15 protein-coding genes and 1 pseudogene are annotated in these 20,926 nt (G+C 40.5%); 8 read left to right on the forward strand and 8 right to left on the reverse strand.

The genetic code is table 11. From position 1 onward, the window contains the following. Window positions 1-443, forward strand: a pseudogene (locus tag C7B62_RS25805) (hypothetical protein); the annotation flags it as partial. Here the strand turns inward: C7B62_RS25805 and C7B62_RS17985 are convergent. Both C7B62_RS17985 and C7B62_RS17990 read right to left on the reverse strand, forming a co-directional pair. After that, window positions 440-715, reverse strand: coding sequence for a Txe/YoeB family addiction module toxin (locus C7B62_RS17985; protein WP_106240043.1), 276 nt, complete (start codon window positions 713-715; stop codon window positions 440-442). The pseudogene C7B62_RS25805 and the gene C7B62_RS17985 overlap by 4 nt on opposite strands. Further along, complete coding sequence (locus tag C7B62_RS17990) at window positions 702-1,004, reverse strand: type II toxin-antitoxin system Phd/YefM family antitoxin (RefSeq protein WP_106240085.1); 303 nt, start codon at window positions 1,002-1,004, stop codon at window positions 702-704. Before C7B62_RS17990 ends, C7B62_RS17985 begins: the two co-directional genes overlap by 14 nt. Window positions 1,005-1,106: 102 nt before the next feature. On the opposite strand from C7B62_RS17990, the gene C7B62_RS17995 reads away from it, so the two are divergent. From C7B62_RS17995 to C7B62_RS18005, 3 genes are all read left to right on the forward strand, one after another. Further along, window positions 1,107-1,484, forward strand: a complete 378-nt coding sequence (locus tag C7B62_RS17995) for a hypothetical protein (protein WP_106240047.1) — start codon at window positions 1,107-1,109, stop codon at window positions 1,482-1,484. Between the two features lie 130 nt (window positions 1,485-1,614). Further along, window positions 1,615-2,223 carry a hypothetical protein gene (locus C7B62_RS18000; RefSeq protein WP_106240051.1) on the forward strand — a complete coding sequence of 203 codons (609 nt, stop codon included), beginning with the start codon at window positions 1,615-1,617 and terminating at the stop codon, window positions 2,221-2,223. 345 nt (window positions 2,224-2,568) lie between these two features. Continuing rightward, window positions 2,569-5,859 (forward strand): plasmid replication protein, CyRepA1 family, encoded by a 3,291-nt coding sequence (locus C7B62_RS18005; RefSeq protein ID WP_106240054.1) that lies wholly within the window; start codon window positions 2,569-2,571, stop codon window positions 5,857-5,859. Window positions 5,860-5,871: 12 nt separating this feature from the next. On the opposite strand, the gene C7B62_RS18010 is transcribed toward C7B62_RS18005, so the two are convergent. Both C7B62_RS18010 and C7B62_RS18015 read right to left on the reverse strand, forming a co-directional pair. Then, on the reverse strand, window positions 5,872-6,333 hold the full coding sequence (locus C7B62_RS18010) for a hypothetical protein (protein WP_106240058.1): 462 nt from the start codon (window positions 6,331-6,333) through the stop codon (window positions 5,872-5,874). Between the two features lie 133 nt (window positions 6,334-6,466). Beyond that, window positions 6,467-6,907 carry a hypothetical protein gene (locus C7B62_RS18015; protein WP_106240061.1) on the reverse strand — a complete coding sequence of 147 codons (441 nt, stop codon included), beginning with the start codon at window positions 6,905-6,907 and terminating at the stop codon, window positions 6,467-6,469. A gap of 485 nt (window positions 6,908-7,392) precedes the next feature. Between C7B62_RS18015 and C7B62_RS18020 the strand changes: the two genes are divergently transcribed. Both C7B62_RS18020 and C7B62_RS18025 read left to right on the forward strand, forming a co-directional pair. Beyond that, entirely contained in the window at window positions 7,393-15,705 is an 8,313-nt protein-coding gene (locus C7B62_RS18020) for a tandem-95 repeat protein (RefSeq protein ID WP_106240064.1), read from the forward strand. Between the two features lie 364 nt (window positions 15,706-16,069). Continuing rightward, window positions 16,070-17,062 carry a tyrosine-type recombinase/integrase gene (locus C7B62_RS18025; protein ID WP_106240068.1) on the forward strand — a complete coding sequence of 331 codons (993 nt, stop codon included), beginning with the start codon at window positions 16,070-16,072 and terminating at the stop codon, window positions 17,060-17,062. Window positions 17,063-17,128: 66 nt separating this feature from the next. Here the strand turns inward: C7B62_RS18025 and C7B62_RS18030 are convergent, their stop codons facing one another. From C7B62_RS18030 to C7B62_RS18045, 4 genes are read right to left on the reverse strand one after another with little or no spacing between them, the layout of a single operon-like run. Next, entirely contained in the window at window positions 17,129-17,368 is a 240-nt protein-coding gene (locus tag C7B62_RS18030) for a hypothetical protein (protein ID WP_106240071.1), read from the reverse strand. A gap of 9 nt (window positions 17,369-17,377) precedes the next feature. Further along, window positions 17,378-17,938 (reverse strand): hypothetical protein, encoded by a 561-nt coding sequence (locus C7B62_RS18035; RefSeq protein WP_106240074.1) that lies wholly within the window; start codon window positions 17,936-17,938, stop codon window positions 17,378-17,380. Window positions 17,939-17,994: 56 nt separating this feature from the next. After that, window positions 17,995-18,315, reverse strand: a complete 321-nt coding sequence (locus C7B62_RS18040; RefSeq protein WP_199194261.1) for a hypothetical protein — start codon at window positions 18,313-18,315, stop codon at window positions 17,995-17,997. Beyond that, window positions 18,308-18,907: a ParA family protein gene (locus tag C7B62_RS18045; RefSeq protein ID WP_106240077.1), complete on the reverse strand. Its 600-nt coding sequence runs from the start codon at window positions 18,905-18,907 to the stop codon at window positions 18,308-18,310. The genes C7B62_RS18040 and C7B62_RS18045 overlap by 8 nt, the downstream gene beginning before the upstream one ends. Before the next feature lie 270 nt (window positions 18,908-19,177). Between C7B62_RS18045 and C7B62_RS18050 the strand changes: the two genes are divergently transcribed. Then, complete coding sequence (locus C7B62_RS18050) at window positions 19,178-20,689, forward strand: hypothetical protein (RefSeq protein ID WP_106240081.1); 1,512 nt, start codon at window positions 19,178-19,180, stop codon at window positions 20,687-20,689. Beyond that, window positions 20,679-20,926 (forward strand): hypothetical protein (locus C7B62_RS18055; RefSeq protein ID WP_146132135.1); only part of this gene is annotated, 248 nt, incomplete at its 3' end. The genes C7B62_RS18050 and C7B62_RS18055, both read left to right, overlap by 11 nt.

Genomic DNA, 20,926 nt, shown 5'->3' on the forward strand with positions numbered 1-20,926 from the left:
AAATTGAGATTAATCTCGTTGATTATGCTCAAAGCCAGGGATATGAATATCTGACAAGAGAATCTAGCCCCAATAGCGCAGTGCTGCGACACAACTCAGGAGACAAGATTGTAATTGTCACTAATACCCAGGGACACGGTATTTATTTTTCGCTGAGGGATGATCGCGATTGCGCGGAGCGCAGTGGCAAAGCCAATCGCGGTACGATTATTGATTTTATACAGCATCACCGTAATTTTAGTTTAGGAGAGGTGAGACTTGAGTTACGTCCTTGGTTACTCAAAGGCGATAGCCATGCGGTTGGGTTAGTTGCAAAACCCGAACCTATCAATCAAGAAAAAATAAACGAATGTTTTTTGAAGCAAAAAAATCTCAATCAGCCTTCACCCCAGCCATCTAGACAAAAATCAAAACAGAACAAACGGAATCAATTAGAACCTTAATCATAATGATAGCGACATTGTAAAAAGTAAATGCGATTGTCTTTAATACGGTAGACCAGACGATGTTCGAGATTAATGCGTCGTGACCAAATATTAGAATCGACATACTTTAATGGTTCTGGCTTGCCAATTCCTTTAAATGGTTGCTCGCAAGTCACCTCTACTAAATCTAAAATTTTGTTGACTTTAGCAGAGTCTTTCTTTGCCCACCAAAGCAGATGTTCGCGGAAAGTAGGAGTGAAAATAGGACTCCAAGCTTTATTCTCGGACAATACCTAAATCCTCACACAAGTCTTCTACTGACTGGGGTTCAACTGTCGCATCATCCATCTGCTTGGATTCGTCTATAGCTTTAAATAGCTCTCTGGCATTGGCAGGAGAACGTAATAGATAAACTGTTTCTAATAAACTGTCTAATTCTTCTTTGCTAATCAAAGCCACATCGGGCTTATTTCGGCGATTGATGATTACAATTTCCGAGTTTTTGCTGACTCGATCCAGTAAAGATGCTAGTCCATTTCTGGCATTAGTATAAGCGATTGAATCTGTTGTCGGTATCATCTTATGACATGAATCTGTACAGGTATAATCTAACATGAATAATAGATTGATTGTTTATTAAAATCTAAGAAACTGGTTAACTTCGTAGGCGGAAGATAGATAATGGGTCAAACAAATAAAAAGCCAAAATATCCAGCAGATGAAGAAAATTGGATATTTACAGGATGTGATGAAAATATTGCTCTGGGAACTTTACCTGAATGTTTGTCGATGGCAGGAGTTACATCAAAAGCTCAGTATAAAAAGACTTATATAGATCCTCTCTTGTCGGAACATCTGTCGGAGAACCAAAAGCAAAATCTAAGAACAAATATGTGTATGGATCGGGTTGAAATTAATGACTCACTTTACCGAAAATTATATAGAAAAGCTCTAAAGCTGGGAAAAATTGAGATTGATTTAGACTCCGATGGATGGATTTGTCACGAAATAGAATACAATCTATTACGAGCCAATTTTTTACGAAAAAATGGTTATTAACAATTCTGTATCTTTTGAACTATAGACTGGGTTGGAAAAGCAGAATCAGCTAAAACAACAGACTAAGCAGTAATAAATCTAAAATAAGTAGATACTATCGGTATTAAAATCAACAGGGGCGATCGCGGATATGGTAGATAAAATTGCCTTCCAAAGTATTGGTGGAGTCGAAGGAATTTATTTGCCTAGCAAAGAGAATTATAAATCTGGAACTTTGTTAACCGATCACGGAGTTTTTCCTGCCGAAACATCTAAACAAGTCAGAAGAACATATCCTAGATTTACAAGTCATGACCTATCTGAACCCGACGGTCGAATACGATTACGATTTGTAGCTTGGGTTATCGGTACTGTTGAAGCTCCTTATTATTGCCTTGACCTACGCTTACTTAGAGAAGAATTTCCTGAGTGGATTGAAGGCGAAAACTGGTTTTATATACAGGGCATAGTAGCAGAACGCACTCCTGAGATGGTGAGCTTGAGAATGCAGCGCAACTATTGGCAGAATTATACAGAAGAGACAATCGCCTCTTCGATCAACTATCTCAAAATTAAGAATTGTCCCAGTTCGGTAAGAACATCACAGTTTTGGAAATTTACCGTTAGTTTTCGTGAAGGTTTCTTGCACTGTCTAACTGGTGAAAGGCTGGCTGACGCAAGTACAACTAAAAAGATTTTAAAATCTTGGCAAACTGACCCTATAGACTCTTCTAAAAGTGAAGAATTGTTAAAACGATAACTAAGGCTTGGCGATCGCTATCTGTATGCCGATTTAGAATCAGTTCTCTACATCTAAAAGCCTACAAGGAGTATAGGCGTTAATTACACTTAGGAATTATCCTTCTGAGGAAACTAAAGATGCCTTGAGAATCGATTGCTCAAGATCAACAGCTAGATCGATTCTGCATCTGAAGTTAAGATATGGTGAGTAATTAAATATTCAGGACGGACGCGGAGTCCGATACCTCAAAGCAGTGCAGATATTGTTTGGCTACAACTCACTGAATTGAGTAAATTTCTGTTGGATGCCCATCCCATAGTAATAATTGTACCGCGTTTGTCTGTAATCCTCAACCTTTAAATCATGGATACAGACCGTAAAACGACTAACAATAGCTCTCAAAACTCATTCAATCATACACTTGAGCGAGTTTCCGACCATCACCTAGCTGAATGGCAATCTAGCTCCGTTGACGATAAATTAACAGAACTTAACCTAACTTCTTTATCGGGACTTACTACCTACGACTATCTCTTTTACGCTCTACCCGACCAAGATCGTCGTAACGATGGTAGACTCCGCGATAAGTTACTCCAACGCTATCAACATTTAGAACATGGAGGCTGGTACATTGAAGGACTGGACCCTGAAACTAACTGGATTGATGTCATGGCATGGGGTCGCTTGAAGCCAGACCAGCCCCGTACTAGCAGCAATGGTAAGCTGGTTAAGTACGAATCGCCACCAAAAACCCCTAACCGAGTTACCTATTTCCGCGTCCCGCTGCACCTCTGGAATCAGGTAGCAGCCCGTTACGGCATCAAACGCTATCACTCTCCTTTGGCTCTACGTTTAGCAGACAGAAAACAGCCTGTTAATTTTTGGTCGTGGGTTAAAAGTCGTCCCGAAATTCCCATTGTTCTTACAGAAGGAGAGAAAAAAGCAGGTGCGCTGCTGTCACTCGGTTATGCTACCATTTCCCTACCTGGGATCTGGGGCGGTAGAGCAACGGGCGAAGAAAAAGAATTACATCACGATTTATTACCTCTGGCGCAAAAGGGACGTACTTTCATCATTCTCTTTGACTACGACCTTAAGCAGTCTACCCGTGAAGCAGTTTACAAGGCTACTCTAGCTACAGCAGAAGCTATTGAAGCTACAGGAGCGTCATGTAAGGTTGCTCTACTACCAGGACCCGAAAAAGGAGTCGATGACTTCCTGAGCGCACGAGGAGACTCGGCATCAGGTCATTTGGCTCGCATTATTAACAATGCTTATTCAATTGAAGAATATCGCCTGATTGGTAATCCCGCAGATGACGAATTAATTAAATACGCTCCCGACACCGCGCTCTGTGTTCCCTACCTACCTAATGCTGAAGAGATCGACTTAGACAGACCTGGACTGACTGGGATTAAATCGGGTATGGCGACAGGGAAAACTTCAAGAGTAAAAAAATACCGTATTGAAAACCCCGACGGTCGATTTTTGGTCATCGGTCACAGGATAACTTTACTCAGAGAACTTTCACAAGCGAGTAAACTAAATACAAACCTGTATTCAGATCTACCAGCAGGACAATTAGATAAGGTTAATGCTCTTTCGATTACCATCGATAGTCTCTACAAGCTCAAGACGGCAGCTAACAGATATGATTGTATTTTCATCGATGAAGCCCGTCAGGTAATGAATCATGCTCTAGCTGCTGCTACCTGCAAACAACATCGTCATGAAATACTAATGAGTCTGATGTATTTCATCAGAAGTGCCAAGCGAGTCATTATTGCCGATGCTCACCTAGATGACAATACGATTGATTTCTTTAAGGCAATGCGCCCTGTAGGTGAAGCTCCCTTAATTATCAAGAATGACTATCAAAGTCCCAGTCGGGATGTTTATTACTACCAGGGAGCTGATAGCAGTGCTTTAGCTGCTAAACTCATTGCTGCTGTCGAACAGGGTAAAAAGGTAATGGTAGTTTCTGACTCGAAAAAGACTATTTTGAAGTTAGAAGCGGTTTTGATTAAAAAGCTAGGCATCAAAGGTGGGTTTAGTTCTAAACATTCTCAATCGAAGAATAAGGTCATCTGGACAATTCATGCTGATAATAGTGGTAGTAAAGAAAACCAGCACTTCATCAAAAATATCTCGTCTGCTGTAGAGGATGTAGATGTCCTGTTAGCGTCTCCTAGCCTCTGTACGGGGGTAGATGTCCAGGGCGATCGCTTTGATGAGGTTTATGGCTTGTTTAATGCGGTTTCCTTATCGGCTACGGATTGTCTTCAGGCGTTACACCGTTACCGCAAACAGGTACCTTTACATATCTGGGTAGCCCCACGTCCCAGCTTTGGCTATCAAAATATCAATCCTGATGTAATTAAACGGGAGATGCTACAGCTTGAGGAGTTTAATGGCTTTTTAATGGGCATCGATCTGGAGACGGGGGAGAAAACTCCCATTAACGGTTGGGCGGTAGATGCTTACTGTCAGGTCAAAGCGAAACACAATCGTTCCCTAAATAATCTGCGAGATCATCTACATCGGTTATTGGCGAGGATGGGCTATAGCATTATCCCTGTTGAAGAAAATACAAATGATGGTGCTAAGTCGGATCTTAAAGATGCTGCCAAAAAAGTCGATGCCGAGCGTGTCAAGCGGGTCATTGATGCTGAAAAGATCGTTCGCCACCAGTATCTACAACTAAAAAATAAGGCTTATTTAACCCCATTCGAGAAATATAAAGTAGAACGATTCAGGATTGAAGACGGTTACGGACAATCTGTTACGGAGGAATTGGTAAAACGAGATCAGGGGGGTGCATATCTGGGGCAGTTAATTAATTTAGAAGCTGTATTATCTCCCGCCCAGGGTGAGGTAGTGGACTCAACCACTGGTAAAAAACGACTCTTACCGCCACAGATAGTTTTGGATAAAGATAAGTGGGAGCTTGAGAATTTACCCTTCCTGCCCGACCGACAGCATCATTGTACTCAGTGGATGATGTGGCAAACTTTGGGATTACCGAAGATTTTAGAGCGTTTATTCGCGGGTGGGGAGTATAAAGCGGATGACCCCGACCTAATAAAGATGGCTGAAACGGCAATTAGCTATCGAGATAATATCAAAACGATTCTCGGTTTTTGGATTCCCGATAACTGTAGTCCCACCTGGCTGCTGGGAATGCTGGTTCAAAAGTTGGGTTTGAAGACAGCATCGCGTAAAAAAGGTCGTAGCGGTCAGCAGGTTAAGTTTTACAGTTTGGCGATTGAAGAATTAACTTTGGCGACTCAGGTACTAGAGTATCGGCATGAGCAAAGGATTAAACGAGAGGAACGAAAGTTACAGCGACAATTCGAGAATCGACTTTATCAAGTGATGATGGAGTCACAATACGGGTTGATTAGTCCTGATGATTCTATATCCACCCCCGACCAAAATACTAATACATCTAATAAACAGCAGGGGGAGGATATGGCTGAAAGCAAGCAGTCAACTATCTTAGAGAAGATTCAACCTTATATCGAGCTATGGTCGGAGATAGTTAGTTTAGGAAACTTGGTGATCAAGGAATTATTCAATCAAGTCAGTTGTACCGATTGGGTACGAAAACTGTTAATTAGTCAGCTAATTCAACTAATTATACTTATTCCGTAACGCTAATATAGCTTAACTAAGTTCCCCTAATTTGTTAGAAAATATAGGTTCTCCATAATCTTCTTCAAGCTTTTCGATGGCTTTAGGATATAGCCTTAGACGGGTTATTACAGGATTTCCTATGTAAAATGTATGGCGTTTATTTTCATCATCTTGCATATGAGGTGTTTTATATTCGATTTCATCCCAAGGAATTAATAAAGAAGGATAGAAAACATCATAAGGAAAAGGTAAAAAAAGATACATTCCTTCTTCTGATACACCAATATTCAAAGGTCGAATTACAGTACTACCTCGATTGTCATCAGGATTTTTAAAAATTCCTTGTTGATTATCAATAAATACAATGGGAGAACATTGCTCTGTTTTGTACTTTTGAGATAGTTCGTCCCAACCACTCGATCTAGAAAACAACCACGATAGAAAAATCAGACCAGCAATTCCCATTAGAAAAGTTTGAATAAAGCTCGACATATTCAGTATATATTTCAAGAGCGACGCGAAAATTATTGTTAGTAAGAGAAAAATCGGTTTTTAAACATTGCGGCTATACAAGACAAAGCTATCCATTTTCTATATCCCCCGTCAGATAATCGCTACACGTATATCAGCTTGGTTCTCTAAGTCGCTCAAAAAAAATTGGCTCTCCATAGTTTTCATGAATCTTTTCAATTGTGTGTGAAGATAGCTGTAAGCTTGCTATTTTCGGATTGCCAAGATTGAGAACAAAATCTCTTCTAGAATTGTTGTCAATATCTTGTCCATAAGAGATTTCATCCCAAGGAATCAATAGAGAGGAAAAAGCGAGTCCCATAAGAGAGGAAAAAGAAAGAAAAAGCCCTTTGTCTGAGACACCAATATTGAATCTATTAATTGCAATTCTATTGATGTAAATTTGTTCTTGAATAATTAAAAAAGAGCTGGAAAGTTTTTTTTCTATTCTGTACCTTTCTGATAATTTTTCCCAGCTAGTAATTGAATATAAAAAATAAGAGACTAGAAACATTCCGCCAAATGTAACTATGAAATTTAAAATTAGATTTAACATAATAATCTTTAAAGCTTGAATTTAATTAAATTATGTAAAATTTGAATTCAAGCTTACAATATTCTTATTTTTGAGGTATTGACATAAGAATCATTGTTAGTCAAACAAAAACCAGTTTTCCAACTAGCTATTTTAACCTGCTTATCACCCCCATGCTATCACTATCGTATAACAAATCTACACTAACACTATTATAGATAAAGCGAAGCTGGTTATTGAGCGCAACAATACTAATAGTAAGCATTCTACTGCTGAGTAAGCCAGCTACTAAATCACCTTTATTTACAATAATTTTATTTTATAAGCAATATCTTTGAAGTAAAGAAGAAGATTGTTCTTTGTATATGGCATGAAGACTAGAGTAAGGTTAACTTCGTCATATATATAGTTTTGATTGAGAAAATAAAGCCGTTGCATTCCTTGTTTAACTGCTCTAATCTCAAAACTTCCACCTTTTTATAAGTTTTATTTATCTTAAGTATACGATGAACCATAGTAATTCTTTAGGCTCAAATTTGGGCATTTTTGGCTGGAATTTTTCTTTTATTGGAGACATCAAACTAACAACTGATAGCAATGGTAACGTCTATATATTCAACTTAGGAATTGAATCTATTTTTTCACAGCAACTTCTAAGTGAAGAGCTATCTAGCAGTACCTATAGCTTGAATTCACAGCAGCTTCTACAACCCTATTCTTCTTACCAAAGAAAATTTAAACAACAAGTCGATGGCAGCTACGAAGGCAATGGTGGAACTTTAACTTGGAATGTTGACCATTACGAACTAGAAGAAGCTAACGGTAGTAAAATTATTTTCCGTGCTGACGGTCAGTTAAATTATGTAGAAAGTAGTAATGGTTATCGTCTTACTGCGGGATATACTAACGATTTACTTACCGAACTTTCAGACAGTAACGGAAATAGCTTTGCTATAAACTACAACTCCGATGGACGCATCGAAACTATTAGTGATGCTGGGGGACAAGTTAATACTTACAGCTATGACGCAACTGGACAGTATTTACTCAGCGTCGAAGATGTTAACGGTACAACTAGCTTGAGTTATGATAATCCTTTCGACCCCACAGTAGTTTCTAGCATAACCTATGGCGATGGTTCAAAAGTAAGCTACGACTACGACCATGTTGGTCGCTTACAGCAGGTCATTTATGGGGAAGGCAGAGAAGCCATCTCCTATATCTTCAGCGAGAGTGGCAAAATCACTTCAGTCACCGATGCCAATGGAGAACAGGTTATCTATGAATATGATGATAATGGTCGCCTTATTTATCAACAGATAGCAGGTAGCAATCAAGCAGTTAACTTCAGTTATGGTTCTGCTGGTGAAGTCACCGTGACTGATGCTAACGGTGTAACTACTGAACTATCACTTAACGAACAAAGTCTTGTTCTTCGTCAGTCAGATGCTCTCGGTCGCTTTGCTCAATTGCAGTACGACAGTCAAGGCAATCTGACAGGAATTAATGCTCCTGAAAGCTTTGGCGTTGCCTATAGCTATGACGAACGTGGCAATTTGGTCAGTCAGATCAATCCTTTAGGAGATGAGGTCAAATTCACCTACGAACCTAACTACGAACGGTTACAAACTGTCACTGACGCTCGTGGTAATGACCTCAGCTACAGCTACAACGAGCGGGGCAATATAACTGCCATTACCTATGAAGATGGTAGTTCGGAGAATTTTACCGTAGACGAACAGGGAAACACCATCGAGTCTGTTAACCGTCGGGGTATAGCAATTGGCTATGAATATAATACTCTCGGTCAAGTAACTCGTGTTGACTATCAGGATGGTTCTGCCGATACTTATACCTACGATGATGCAGGTCGTCTGACTAGCACTACCGATGCCAGTGGCACGACTGTGATCGAATACGATGCCGATAATCCCAACTTGATGGCTAAGATTACCTATCCTACGGGGCGTTCTCTAGCATATACTTACGACGAAACTGGTCGCCGTACTCAGATGGTTGACCAAGATGGTAGCGAAGTTAACTACAGCTACGATGGTTTGGGAAGATTAGCTGGTTTGACTGATGAAACAGGTAGTTCAATTGTCTCTTACACCTATGATGATGCAGGTCGTCTAGCACGAGAAGACAATAGCAACGGTACTTACACTACTTACATCTACGACCTAGCAGGACAACTCTTAAATCTCGCTAACTACGCTGCCGATAACTCCCTCAACTCTAGCTATGTTTACACCTACGATGATTTGGGAAGACAAATTAGTGCCACGGACTTGGATGGAGAGTGGGCTTATGAATACGATGCCGCCAGTCAGTTAATCGGGGCAGTCTTTACTTCAACTAATCCTGAAATTGAGAACCAAGACTTAACCTATGTCTACGATGCTGCTGGTAATCGCATCCATACTATTGATAATGGAATTACTACTGAATATCAAGCTAATAACCTCAATCAATACACTTCAGCAGGAACTGTCGATTATCAATACGATCTCGACGGTAATCTGACCTACAAGAGTGATGGGGTTAATACCTGGACTTATACCTATGACGACCAAGACCGTTTAGTTAGCGTTCTCGAAGCTAATGGTTCTCAGACCGAATATGAATACGATGTCTTTGGCAACCGTATTGCTACTGTCTACAATGGCGATCGCACGGAATATTTAGTCGATCCTTTTGGTTATGGCGATGTAATTGGGGAATACGACGGTAGCGGTAATTTAACTGCTCAGTACACTCATGGTATTGGTTTAGTTAGTCGTACTGATAGCAGTAATGTTGCTGCTTACTATGACTTTAATGCCACTGGTTCAGCGGTTGGTTTGACGGGAACAGGAGGGGAAGTACTCAACCGTTACGGTTATCTGCCTTATGGGGAGAGTCTATTCGAGAGCGAAAGTATAGATAATTCCTTTGAATTCGTCGGTCAGTGGGGAATTATGGAAGAGGCTAACGGTCTTGACTTCATGCGGGCTAGGTATTATTCGCCCTCAGAAGGAAGATTTCTCAATACTGACCCAATTGGCTTGCAGGGTGGAGATACGAATTTTTATCGGTATGTTAACAATAGTCCACTAAATTTCATCGATCCATCTGGATTAATCGGAGCTGGTGGAAATGTGTCAATAATGATTGGTGGCGGAGCAGGAAATGGTATTTTAGGTGAATACTCAGTATCGTTGGGTAGCTATCTTAATCGTCGATTGCAAAGAAGCCTTGGTATAGATGGAGGGATAACTGCTTCAGTCTTTGGTTTAAATAGAAAAGACTCTATTTATGGAGCATCTGGTGGCTTTGGTTTTGGTACTTTCTTCACGCCTTTAGGAAGCGCTGAGGGTGTAGACGAAAGACTCAACAGAACTAAGAGATATACAGGACCGTTAATTTCAATATCACTCGAATATAACGATGGAAGTAATCCTGATAGAAATATCTTTACAGATTGGAGAATAACTCTTTCGGGCAGTGCCACTCTCGGTGTTAGCGTTAGCGATACTGGAAACGGTCCTGGTGGTGGAAGCACTATTTTTGCTACTCCTCCTCTTTTACCTCCAATTGGAGATACTCCTACGTTACCTTCTGGTATTCCTGGTATTCGTTATGATATCGATGGCTCAAATCTTCCTGAAATCGAGTTATTTGCACCTCCACCCTATGCTGAAGAAACTGAAGATGGATTTGAGGAAGCAGAAGACCAAGTTCGTCCACCATATTACGATCCTCTAATCTTGGATCTAGATGGTGATGGTATTGAATTAACTTCTTTAGAAAACTCTAAGGTTCATTTTGATATCGATGGCGATGGTTTCCGCGAGAAGACAGGCTGGCTCAAATCTGATGATGGGTTATTAGTCCTTGATCGCAACAATGACGGATACATTAATGATATTTCCGAGCTATTCGGCAATCAAACTATAAGCGGTTTTACCGAACTACAGGAATTAGATACTAACAATGACGGTCAAATTACCGCTGCTGACACCAACTTTACAGATTTGCAAGTTTGGCGTGACCTAGACGAAGATGGACGTTCTGATGTCAACGAACTCTATTCTCTAGCAGAACTCAAGATTACTAAAATTGATGCCGTTGGTAATCCCGTAAACATCACTAGCGAAGGTCATTTAATCAATGAAACTGCTAGTTTTGAATTAGCTGACGGTACACAGCGTGAAGTAGCTAATGTCTGGATGAGTCTCGACCAACAAAATTCTTACTACGACCACAACTCAACCTTTAATTCACCAGTAATCATCACCGAACAAATTCTCAGTCTGCCTAACCTCAAAGGCTACGGTAATTTGCCCGATTTGCGTATTGCGATCGCCAAAGATTCAGAGTTGTTAGCTCTGGTTGAATCTTTAGCTGAAAATGTAAATTCGGGAGATATTTCTGCTGCCCGCGAATTGGTGCGCCCCATCCTGCTACGCTGGGCTGGTGTCGATAGGATAGATTCGAGCAGTGGTAATTCCAGTACTTTCGCTCAAGAGCTAGAATTTCTCGAAAAATTTGTCGGTCGCGATTGGAATAACACCAACCCCAGCGGTGCGGGGATACAAACAATTAGAAATACTTTCGCTCAACTGGAAAGCGAATTAGAAACTAGACTACTCGTTCAAGTTGTCGAATCTTATGTAGGCTACAACACTACTTGGGAAAGATATGAATTTCCTGGCGACATTAATGAAGCAGTAGAGCAATTTAAGGAAGTAGTTACTGGCTCTCAAACTGACTCATCACAAATCCGTGATTTTGAAGCCCTAGCATTAGCCCAATTTATTCAACAGTCAGCAAAAGGTAGCAGCTGGATCTTCAGCGTATCTGCCACTAATGAAGATGTAACTTTAGAGATACTAGCTACCGATCTAGTAGGTACGGACAGCGATCTAGATACTAGTAACCTAAGTTTTGGTGGCATTAATGATGCAGTCAATGGAACTGCGATTGTCAATGAATTCGGAAATATTGAGTTTACCCCTGCTGCCGACTTTAACGGTACTGCTGTATTCGAGTACACCGTTACTGACGGCACAAAAACTCTCAATGGATTGGCACGAGTTAATGTTGCTCCTGTAAATGACGCTCCTCTTGCTAATAACGATACTGCTACCACAGATGAAGATACGCCCATTATCATATTGGCTACCGAACTACTTGCCAATGACAGCGATGTTGATAGAGACACTCTAAGCATTACCAGCGTAAGCAATGCAGTCAACGGAACTGCGATCATCAATGCCGACGGAAACATCAAATTCACTCCTGGTGCTAACTTCAACGGTATAGCTAGCTTCGATTACACCGTCTCTGATGGCATTAATAGGGATACGGCATCGATAGAAATTATAGTTAATCCTGTCAATGATGCTCCTCTTGCCAACAATGATACCGCTACTGCGATTGATGAAGACACATCCATTACAATACTCGCTACTGACTTACTTGGTAACGATCGCGATGTTGAAGGAGACAGCTTTAGCATTATCAATGTCAATTCAGATAGCGGAACGGTAATCTTAAACGCTGAGGGAAATATTGAATTTACTCCTGCTGCCAATTTCAACGGTATAGCTATTTTTGATTACACTGTCAGCGACGGCACAAATAGCAGCACTGCATCCGTAGAACTTGTTGTTAATCCTGTTAACGATGCTCCTATTTTGACTAATCCAATTCCCAATCTTATCCTGGCTAAAAATGCTGAAGACAGCGTAATTAATCTGTCTGACTACTTTGAAGATGTGGAAAACGGAGATAATTTAGCTTATAACCTTAGTGCAACTATCTCTTCTTTCCAAACTAACACTGGTAGTAATAAATTCTTCGATGTCTTTTCCATCAATAATACCAAAACGCTAACTTTAGGCTATGCAGATAATGTTTCGGGAACCGCTGCAATTACGGTTAAAGTTACCGACAGTGCCAATCAATCAGTTGAGACTACGTTTAACGTTTCTGTAGTTAATAGTGTTCCTGTTGCTAACAACGATGCTGCTGTTACAGATGAAGATGCAACTATAACAATATCAGCAACTGAACTGCTCGGTAACGATCGCGATGATGATGCAGTAGATAATTTAAGCATAAAGAGAGTACATAGCTCAGTTAACGGCACTGCCGTCATCAACCAAGCAGGAAATATCGAATTTACTCCTGCTGCTAACTTTAACGGTACTGCCAGCTTTGAATATGTTGTTAGCGATGGCATGGATAATGCTACAGGTTTGGTATCAGTCGAGGTCAATTCTGTTAATGATGCTCCTGTTGCTGTAAAGGATACCTTTTCTACTAATGAAGATACCTCTATAACCATACTGAAGAGCGATTTACTCAGTAACGATCGCGATGTTGAAGGAGATAGCCTGAGTTTTAATGGAATAAATAACTCAGTCAACGGAACGGCAATCTTGAACGAAGACGGAAATATTGAGTTTACTCCTGACGCTGACTTCGACGGTACTGCCAGCTTCGAGTATTCCGTTACAGACGGTATGAAAACTACCACTGGATTAGCACGAGTTAATGTTTCGACCGTTAATGATGCCCCCGTCTTAAGCGAATCAATTCCTGATATCATCGTTAATAAAAATGCACCCAATAGCGTAATTAAGCTGGCTGACTACTTTGAAGATATTGAGGATGGAGATAATTTAGCTTATAACCTTAGTGCAACTATCTCTTCTTTCCAAAGTAGCACTGGTGGTAATCAATTCTTTGATGTCTTTACCATCGATAATACCAAGACATTAACTTTAGGCTATGCAGATGATGTTATCGGAACTTCGACAATTACAGTTAGAGTTACCGATAGCCAAAATGAATTTGTCGAGACTACTTTTAACGTTTCTGTAGTCGATTCAAATGATGAAACACCAAACGAAGATACTGTCACCACTGTTGATGATACTTTCACTACTGATGAAGATACATTACTAACTATATTAGCTACCCAATTACTTAGTAATGATCCGGGAAATAATTTAAGTATTATTGGAGTAAATAACTCAGTTAACGGAACGGTGGTTATCAATGGGGATGGAAACGTTGAGTTTACTCCTGATGCTAACTTTAACGGTACTGCTAGTTTTGATTACACCATTACCGATGGCACAGATAACGATACGGCATCAGTATTCGTTATAGTTAACGCTGTTAACGATCCTCTTGTTGCTAACAATGATACTGTTACCACTAATGAAAATATATCTATCACAATACTAGCTACTGAATTACTCAGTAACGATCGCGATGTCGAGCAAGATAGCTTAAGTATTACTGGGGTAAACAACTCAATTAACGGAACGGTGGTTATCAATGGAGAGGGTCAGATTGAATTTACTCCAAATGCTGGCTTCAATGGTACTGCCAGTTTTAATTACACCGTTACCGATGGCACAAATAACGATACGGCATCAGTATTCGTTGTAGTTAATGCTGCAAATTCTGCTCCCACTCTAATTAATCCAATTCCTAATCTTACCGTTGCTAAAAATGCTGCTAATAGCGTAATTGAGCTTGCTAACTATTTTGATGATCTCGAAGACGGAGATAATTTAGCCTATTCTTTTGGTGCCAGCTCATCTTTTCAAGGTGGTACGAGTGGCAAGTTCTTCGACCTGTTTGCCTTTAATTCATCAACTAAATCATTAATCTTAGACTATGCAGATGGGGTTATTGGAACTTCTACTATTACAGTCAAAGCTACCGATAGTGAAAACGAATTTATTGAGACTTCCTTTACCGTGTCTGTAGTCGATTCAGTTGATGAAACACCAAATGAATTGACTATTACCGCTGTTGACGATACTATCACTACTAATGAAGATACACCCGTAACTATATTAGCTACCCAATTACTCGGCAACGATATGGGAGGCAATTTGAGTATTAGTGGCGTAAATAGTTCGCTGGGCGGAACAGCAATCCTAGATGAATATGGGAACATTAAATTCACTCCTGCTGTTAACTTCTACGGTACGGCTAGCTTTAATTACACCGTCACCAACGGCAGGTCAACTGCTACTGGATTGGTATCAGTTGATGTCGCTGCTGTAAATGATGCTCCCGCCATTACCAAACCCATTCCCAATCTGATCCTTACTCAAAATGCTCCCAACAGCGTTATCCAACTAGCCGATTACTTTGAAGATGTTGAGAATGGCGATAATTTACGCTATTCTCTTAGGGCATCGTCTTCTATTCAAAGTAGTACTAGTGGCAAATTCTTCGATGGCTTTTCCCTTGATGGCACTAAGGCATTGACTTTGAACTATGCTGATGACGTTATTGGCTCTTCTACAATCACTGTTAAAGTTACAGACAGCGGCAATGAATTTATCGAGACTGCTTTTACCGTTTCGGTAATTGATGTTAATGCTCAGGGAGATACGTTATTGGGAGGAAATGGTAATGATTATCTTGTCGGCAAACAAGGTAATGATACCTTAAATGGTGGTGCAGGTAGCGATCGCATGAGTGGAGGTGCGGGAAAAGATAGTTTTGTCTTCAATAGTCCCAATGAAGGAGTAGATAACATTGCAGATTTCTCAGTGCAAGATGATACTTTGGTATTTTCTGCTGCTGGTTTTGGTGGAAATTTGACAGCGGGTATGGTTAGTAGCCAAATGCTTACAGTTGGTACTGCTGCGAGCGATAACCAGCATCGCTTTATCTATAATACTGGTAGTGGTGATTTCTCCTATGACAGCGATGGCACGGGAGATAACGAGCAGGTCAAGATTGCTAGTCTCAATAATGGTCTTGCTCTAACTCATAACAACCTAATAGTTGAGTTGTAAGAATGAAAAAATAGACTGAAAGTAAGACAAAGATAGCTCACTATTTAGAGCAGATCTAGGGGGAAATAAGCACGAGAGTGTCATTAGTGATACTCTCGTGCTTATTTGTTGGGGTTTTGGTAGCAAGTGATACGCTCGTCGCGAACTTAACCAAGAACCGATTTTTTCTCCCGGCGATCGCTATTTACTACAAATAATGCTCTGAGTTTTAAGAAGTGAAAAGAATTTGAGTTCGATGTGCGATTGCTTTTTAATTGACAGTTTGCTCATTTTTAATCAATTTTAATTAATGTCCTAAATCACGCTACAGTATGGTAATTAGCCACTGCGCTCTCGAAAATCAAGTTTTTCGATACCGACTATAATGGAACGAGTTAATCCCCAAACTCCATCACACTTAGAAAACTCTTTCAATGCCAAAATTGAGAGACATTTTACTCATACCGAACCTGACGTGCTAGCTCAATTCCTGATCGACAAACGCAATCCCAGTACCAGAAAGGCTTACGCTAAAGACCTCAATGACTTTTTTCGCTTCTCTACGGGTCAAGTTGCCACTAAAGATGCCGTACTAGAATTTCTGCATCTGGAACGTTCGGCTGCTGTGGGGGTGGTGCTGAATTATAAGGCTAGGTTGTTTGATAAGGGATTATCGGAAGCGACAGTCAATCGTCGTCTGGCTGCGATTAAAACTCTCTGTAGCATGGGTCGTAAGTTGGGGATATGTGGGTTTACCTTGGAGGATGTGAAGGGGGAAAGGGTTCAGCAATATCGGGATACGAGTGGAATTACCCCAGAGGAATATCGTAGAGTCTTGGATATTTGCGATCGCTCTAGAATTTATGGGATTCGGGATTATGCCCTGTTGAAGCTGCTGTGGGACAATGCTCTGCGACGGAATGAGGTGAGTCTGTTAAACTACGGAGATTTTGAGCCTTTAGCGAGGGAATTAATCATACTGGGTAAGGGTAAGGGAACGCAGACGGAGATTATCGGTTTGAGTAGCTCTACCACAAATGCCTTGCTCGATTGGACTTCCGCATACAAGCATAGAAAGAAGAAAGCACCGTTGTTTGTGGCACTAGATTTTCAGCATAAAGGACATCGCATAACTGGGGATGGGATTTATAAATTAGTGCGTCGCTACTGTAAAAGAGCAGGAGTAAAAAAAACCATGAGTCCCCATCGGGTAAGGCACAGTTCGATTACGGCTGCTCTAGATGCTACCGATGGTAACGTGCGGAAGGTGCAGAAGTTATCCCGCCACCGTCAGATAGATACTCTGATGATTTATGATGACAATCGGGCAAAAGACCAAGTGGAACTGTCGGAAATATTATCTGGACTTACTGATTAAATCGATTATCAGTTACTAACAAAGCGTCTTAAATCCGTTACCTGTAGAGCCAGGGCTGATGACCCACTAAATATTGGCTTTTTTTGGTTTTACTCGCTCTGATGATCTTGAGTTGGATGTAGCTGACTCTGGCGATTGCGCCTTTTGCAGTGGCGGTTGCGATCGCTTTCCTTCAGACTCAGCCAATCGCTCGTTATCTTCAAATACCTCTGGACAAGAACGATGCAGATTTTCCACAAATTGTTCTGTGGTTAACTCTTCAAAATGTTGGCGAATCAGTTTGGCAGCTTTTTTTGGATCGACCATAAGTTTTTCTCACTCTATCTCTATTAAACAAGATTCTTCGATTAAAGTTAGGTTACGGATCGCAATTTGAAGATGAGCGCGGTCAAAAATAGCTGAATCAGCATAAATGCGCTCGCCTTCATTAAAAACGGCACGAATCGCACCGACTTTTTCTCCCTGTGATTCTATTATCTCTCCTACCAAGTAATTAAAGAAGGCACAGTCTAAACGGTGAGCTTTAGAACGTTGAGGATTCTGGCGGGGTAAAGGGATATTGGTTTTCCTGTAGGCAGTTACAAATGAATCGTAAGTTTCTCGAATTAGAGGAAACCACCCAATATCAAGCAAGTCCAAACAGTTTTCCAGTACTAACCTGGATTTGATGACAGCAGGAGTATCTGGATATCTTTCTTTTGCCCAAGCATACGCCCTCAAGGGAGCATCTTGGAAAAAATACACTCCCGTTCCCAGCCAATCATAATCATTGATACTAAAGTTAAATCCCTGCTCGATAATTCCCTGGGCTGCTTTTAGGCTCGTTCCATGGTATCCTAAAACCTCCAATGGCTTAGGGATTGGTGCATACACCATTTAATATTCTCTCTCCCATATTTAATTCAACTCCAGATATTCAACTACTTGAATCGTTAAGTATTTGAACTTTTGCCGAGTTGCGTACTCAACCACTCAGTTAGTAGTTCTTCTACTAACTCGGAAAAGTCTTCTAATTCCGACTGCTGTAGTAGAGCTATTTTTGTCTGCCGATAAGTTTGAGAACGAACGTAAGCTGTTACCTGTTCAAAGTCAGGATTACTGCGTTTTCCTTTTGGTCTTCCTTTTTTGACGGATTCGGGTTTTTCATCAACGATTGGTGGTGGGAATTTTTTGACTTCTTTTACGGATTCATCTACCTCCACTGAGTCTTGGGGTTTGTTAGCTGCATCCAAAATATTTTTAAATTTACTCATTAGTTTGTATCTCCTGACCTAAGTCTTGATAATCACCCCAAGCTATACGAGCTTTCTTATCCGTTACCCCAGAAACAATAGTTCCTTCTAAAGCAGCTTTCTTAAAGGCTGCATAACGTCTAATTTCTGATTTCAAAACTGGTAATCCCGCATCCATCAACATCTTTTTAGCTTCCGACCCATCTTTTGAGGGTTTAGGAGGAATAATGGTTAGTAAAATTCGGTATTTGTCACTCCCTAGCTGATGTAGTGCTTTAACCGTCAGCATCATGGCATCTAAGGCTAAAGCATCTGGGGTACAAGGAATAATTAAGCGATCGCAGCCGTCGGCTAATGCCTCTAAATCTTCCTGTTCTGGTCTGGCTTGGGTATCAATAACAATGTGTTCGGCGGATCTGGCATATTTGGCAGCCTTTCGTTCGTCTACAACCTGAAATGGCAAACCGCCTCGCTCTGCCCATCTAGTAGCACTACGATTAGGATCTCCATCAATTAGTAAGGTAGTACTTTGATTAGCCAGGTAAGCTGCCAAGTGTACTGCTGTAGTTGTTTTGCCAACACCACCCTTAAACGAAGCAATAGTAACAATCATCTTTTAAATACTCAAATATGTGAATAACTGAAAGTGCGAAAACTTGAGTTGCTGAAATAAGTGAGTACGCAAATATATCCCGATTGAGATGCCGAACATGATAGCTTATCTATTACGTAAATGTGCAAGTATTTGAAAGTTTAAGTATTTGCCTTTTCAACAATGCGGGTTTTTGCGTACTCAAATATCTATATATTGGCAGGATTTTGATTGTAGTTGCCCAAAACATTTTTACACTATATATTGTTTACATTGATCAATGTAAACAATATGAGTTTCGATGATATTCGAGATTGGCAAGGTACAGCAGAAAATCTCTTAGAAGAATTACAAAGCAAGATAGAGCAACTCAACTTATCTGTTGAATTGCCAACTGTCAGAACTATTAGAGCTTGGCGTTCCAAAAAACTTTTATCTCAACCTAAAGGTCAAAAATTTGGCTTTCGTCAAATATTAGAGGGATTGGCTACTTTACTGTTATTAAAAAAAGGCTGGACTTTAGTGTCCATAGCCCAAGTCATGTCTTCTTGGAACAATCGAGAACTCGAACAGCAAATTTTAGTTGGAGAGTCAGCATCAGATGGAACAGAGTGGAATAAAAGCCAGGATTCATTTACGCTTTTTGAACCCAGAAAACAAAACAACTTAGCTTTAGCAGAAGATGCCATTATTCTTCTCGCTCAAGGAATTTTACGGCAATACGATTGCGTCCTTACTGGTACAAAAATAGTCAGACAGGATGATAAATTACCATCAGAACTACATTCAGCAATGTGCAAACTAGGTCGTCTTTATCTCGAAGAGGGAAAATGCGATCGCGCTGCTTGCGTTCACGATCTATTATCACGTTCTCGGTACAGCCTCAATCTAGACGATCGTTGGAATTTAGATATTTTTCGCGATTCGGAGTTTCCTTTTGGAAATGTTCAATTAATTGATACCGATTTGCGAGTACCAACTCCAGATTGTGCCGAGATTGCTGAAATCTCTGGTGGCTATGGAGAGGATAACGTAATTGAAAACCGTTTACACACCATAATAAGAACTGCCACCGAACGTCTGGGGAAAAGAAAACAGCACCAAGCTTATACAGCGTTACGCCAATTACTAGGAAGGCGATCGCTAATTCAGGAAAAAGAATTAGTAAATTATTTAGAAGAAAAAAATCTAACTCCTCTACAAGAGACGGTATTAGAGTTTTACGATCCAGTTCCAGAAATTTGGTTAATTAACGATCTTGCCAATCGTTGCGCTCATTGTGGGACTCTAATGCGACCCCACCCCAAAGGAGCTAGCTATCCAGATGGTTGTTGTCCAATTCATCAGTGTAATAGCAAGTATGCGCCAAAAGTAGGTGAGAGGTTAGATCCAAAACAGGAACGATTGTTAGTAGCTAAACCGCAAATCTTAGCTTACTGGACTGCTCCTGCGATCGATGAGTTAGCAATTTTCGACCGAGCGCGGTCGGTAGGCTTAGATACGGAATTATATCCAGAATCAGATCGATGTGACGTAGCAATTAACGACTTAGCTATTGGCATAGATGCCAAGTCTTATCGGAGTCCCGTATTACTAGCCTCAAAGCTCAATCGTAGTATTGGCGGACTTATTTTTTATCGCCAAAGAATTGTGGCAATTACAGACGAACTGATTGATGATTGTCCAGGTTATTTATCTACTTTACATTCTCTACTGGATAAAAAAAGCGATACCGCCAGTTTACAAATAATGCCTGTGTCTTCAGTAATCAAGAATATACAAGAGGGAAAGTATGCGAGCTAAACCAAAGCCCGATTTTTGGACGCGAAACGAGCGCATTTGCTGGCTATGCGTCCTGATGGAAGAATTTATTGGAGTCCAATCGTTAGAATATGTCCCTGTAGTCGTGTCGGGAATGGAAAGTGTTTTTAATGCACCTATCTTGAAAAGCGCACGACAGGCAATATTTAATATTCGTCAAATGTCCTTGAATTATGTCACTAGAAATTCTGTTAAATATGCCGTCGCACTCTATAACGA

Source organism: Pleurocapsa sp. CCALA 161 (assembly GCF_003003995.1).
Lineage (GTDB): Bacteria > Cyanobacteriota > Cyanobacteriia > Cyanobacteriales > Xenococcaceae > Waterburya.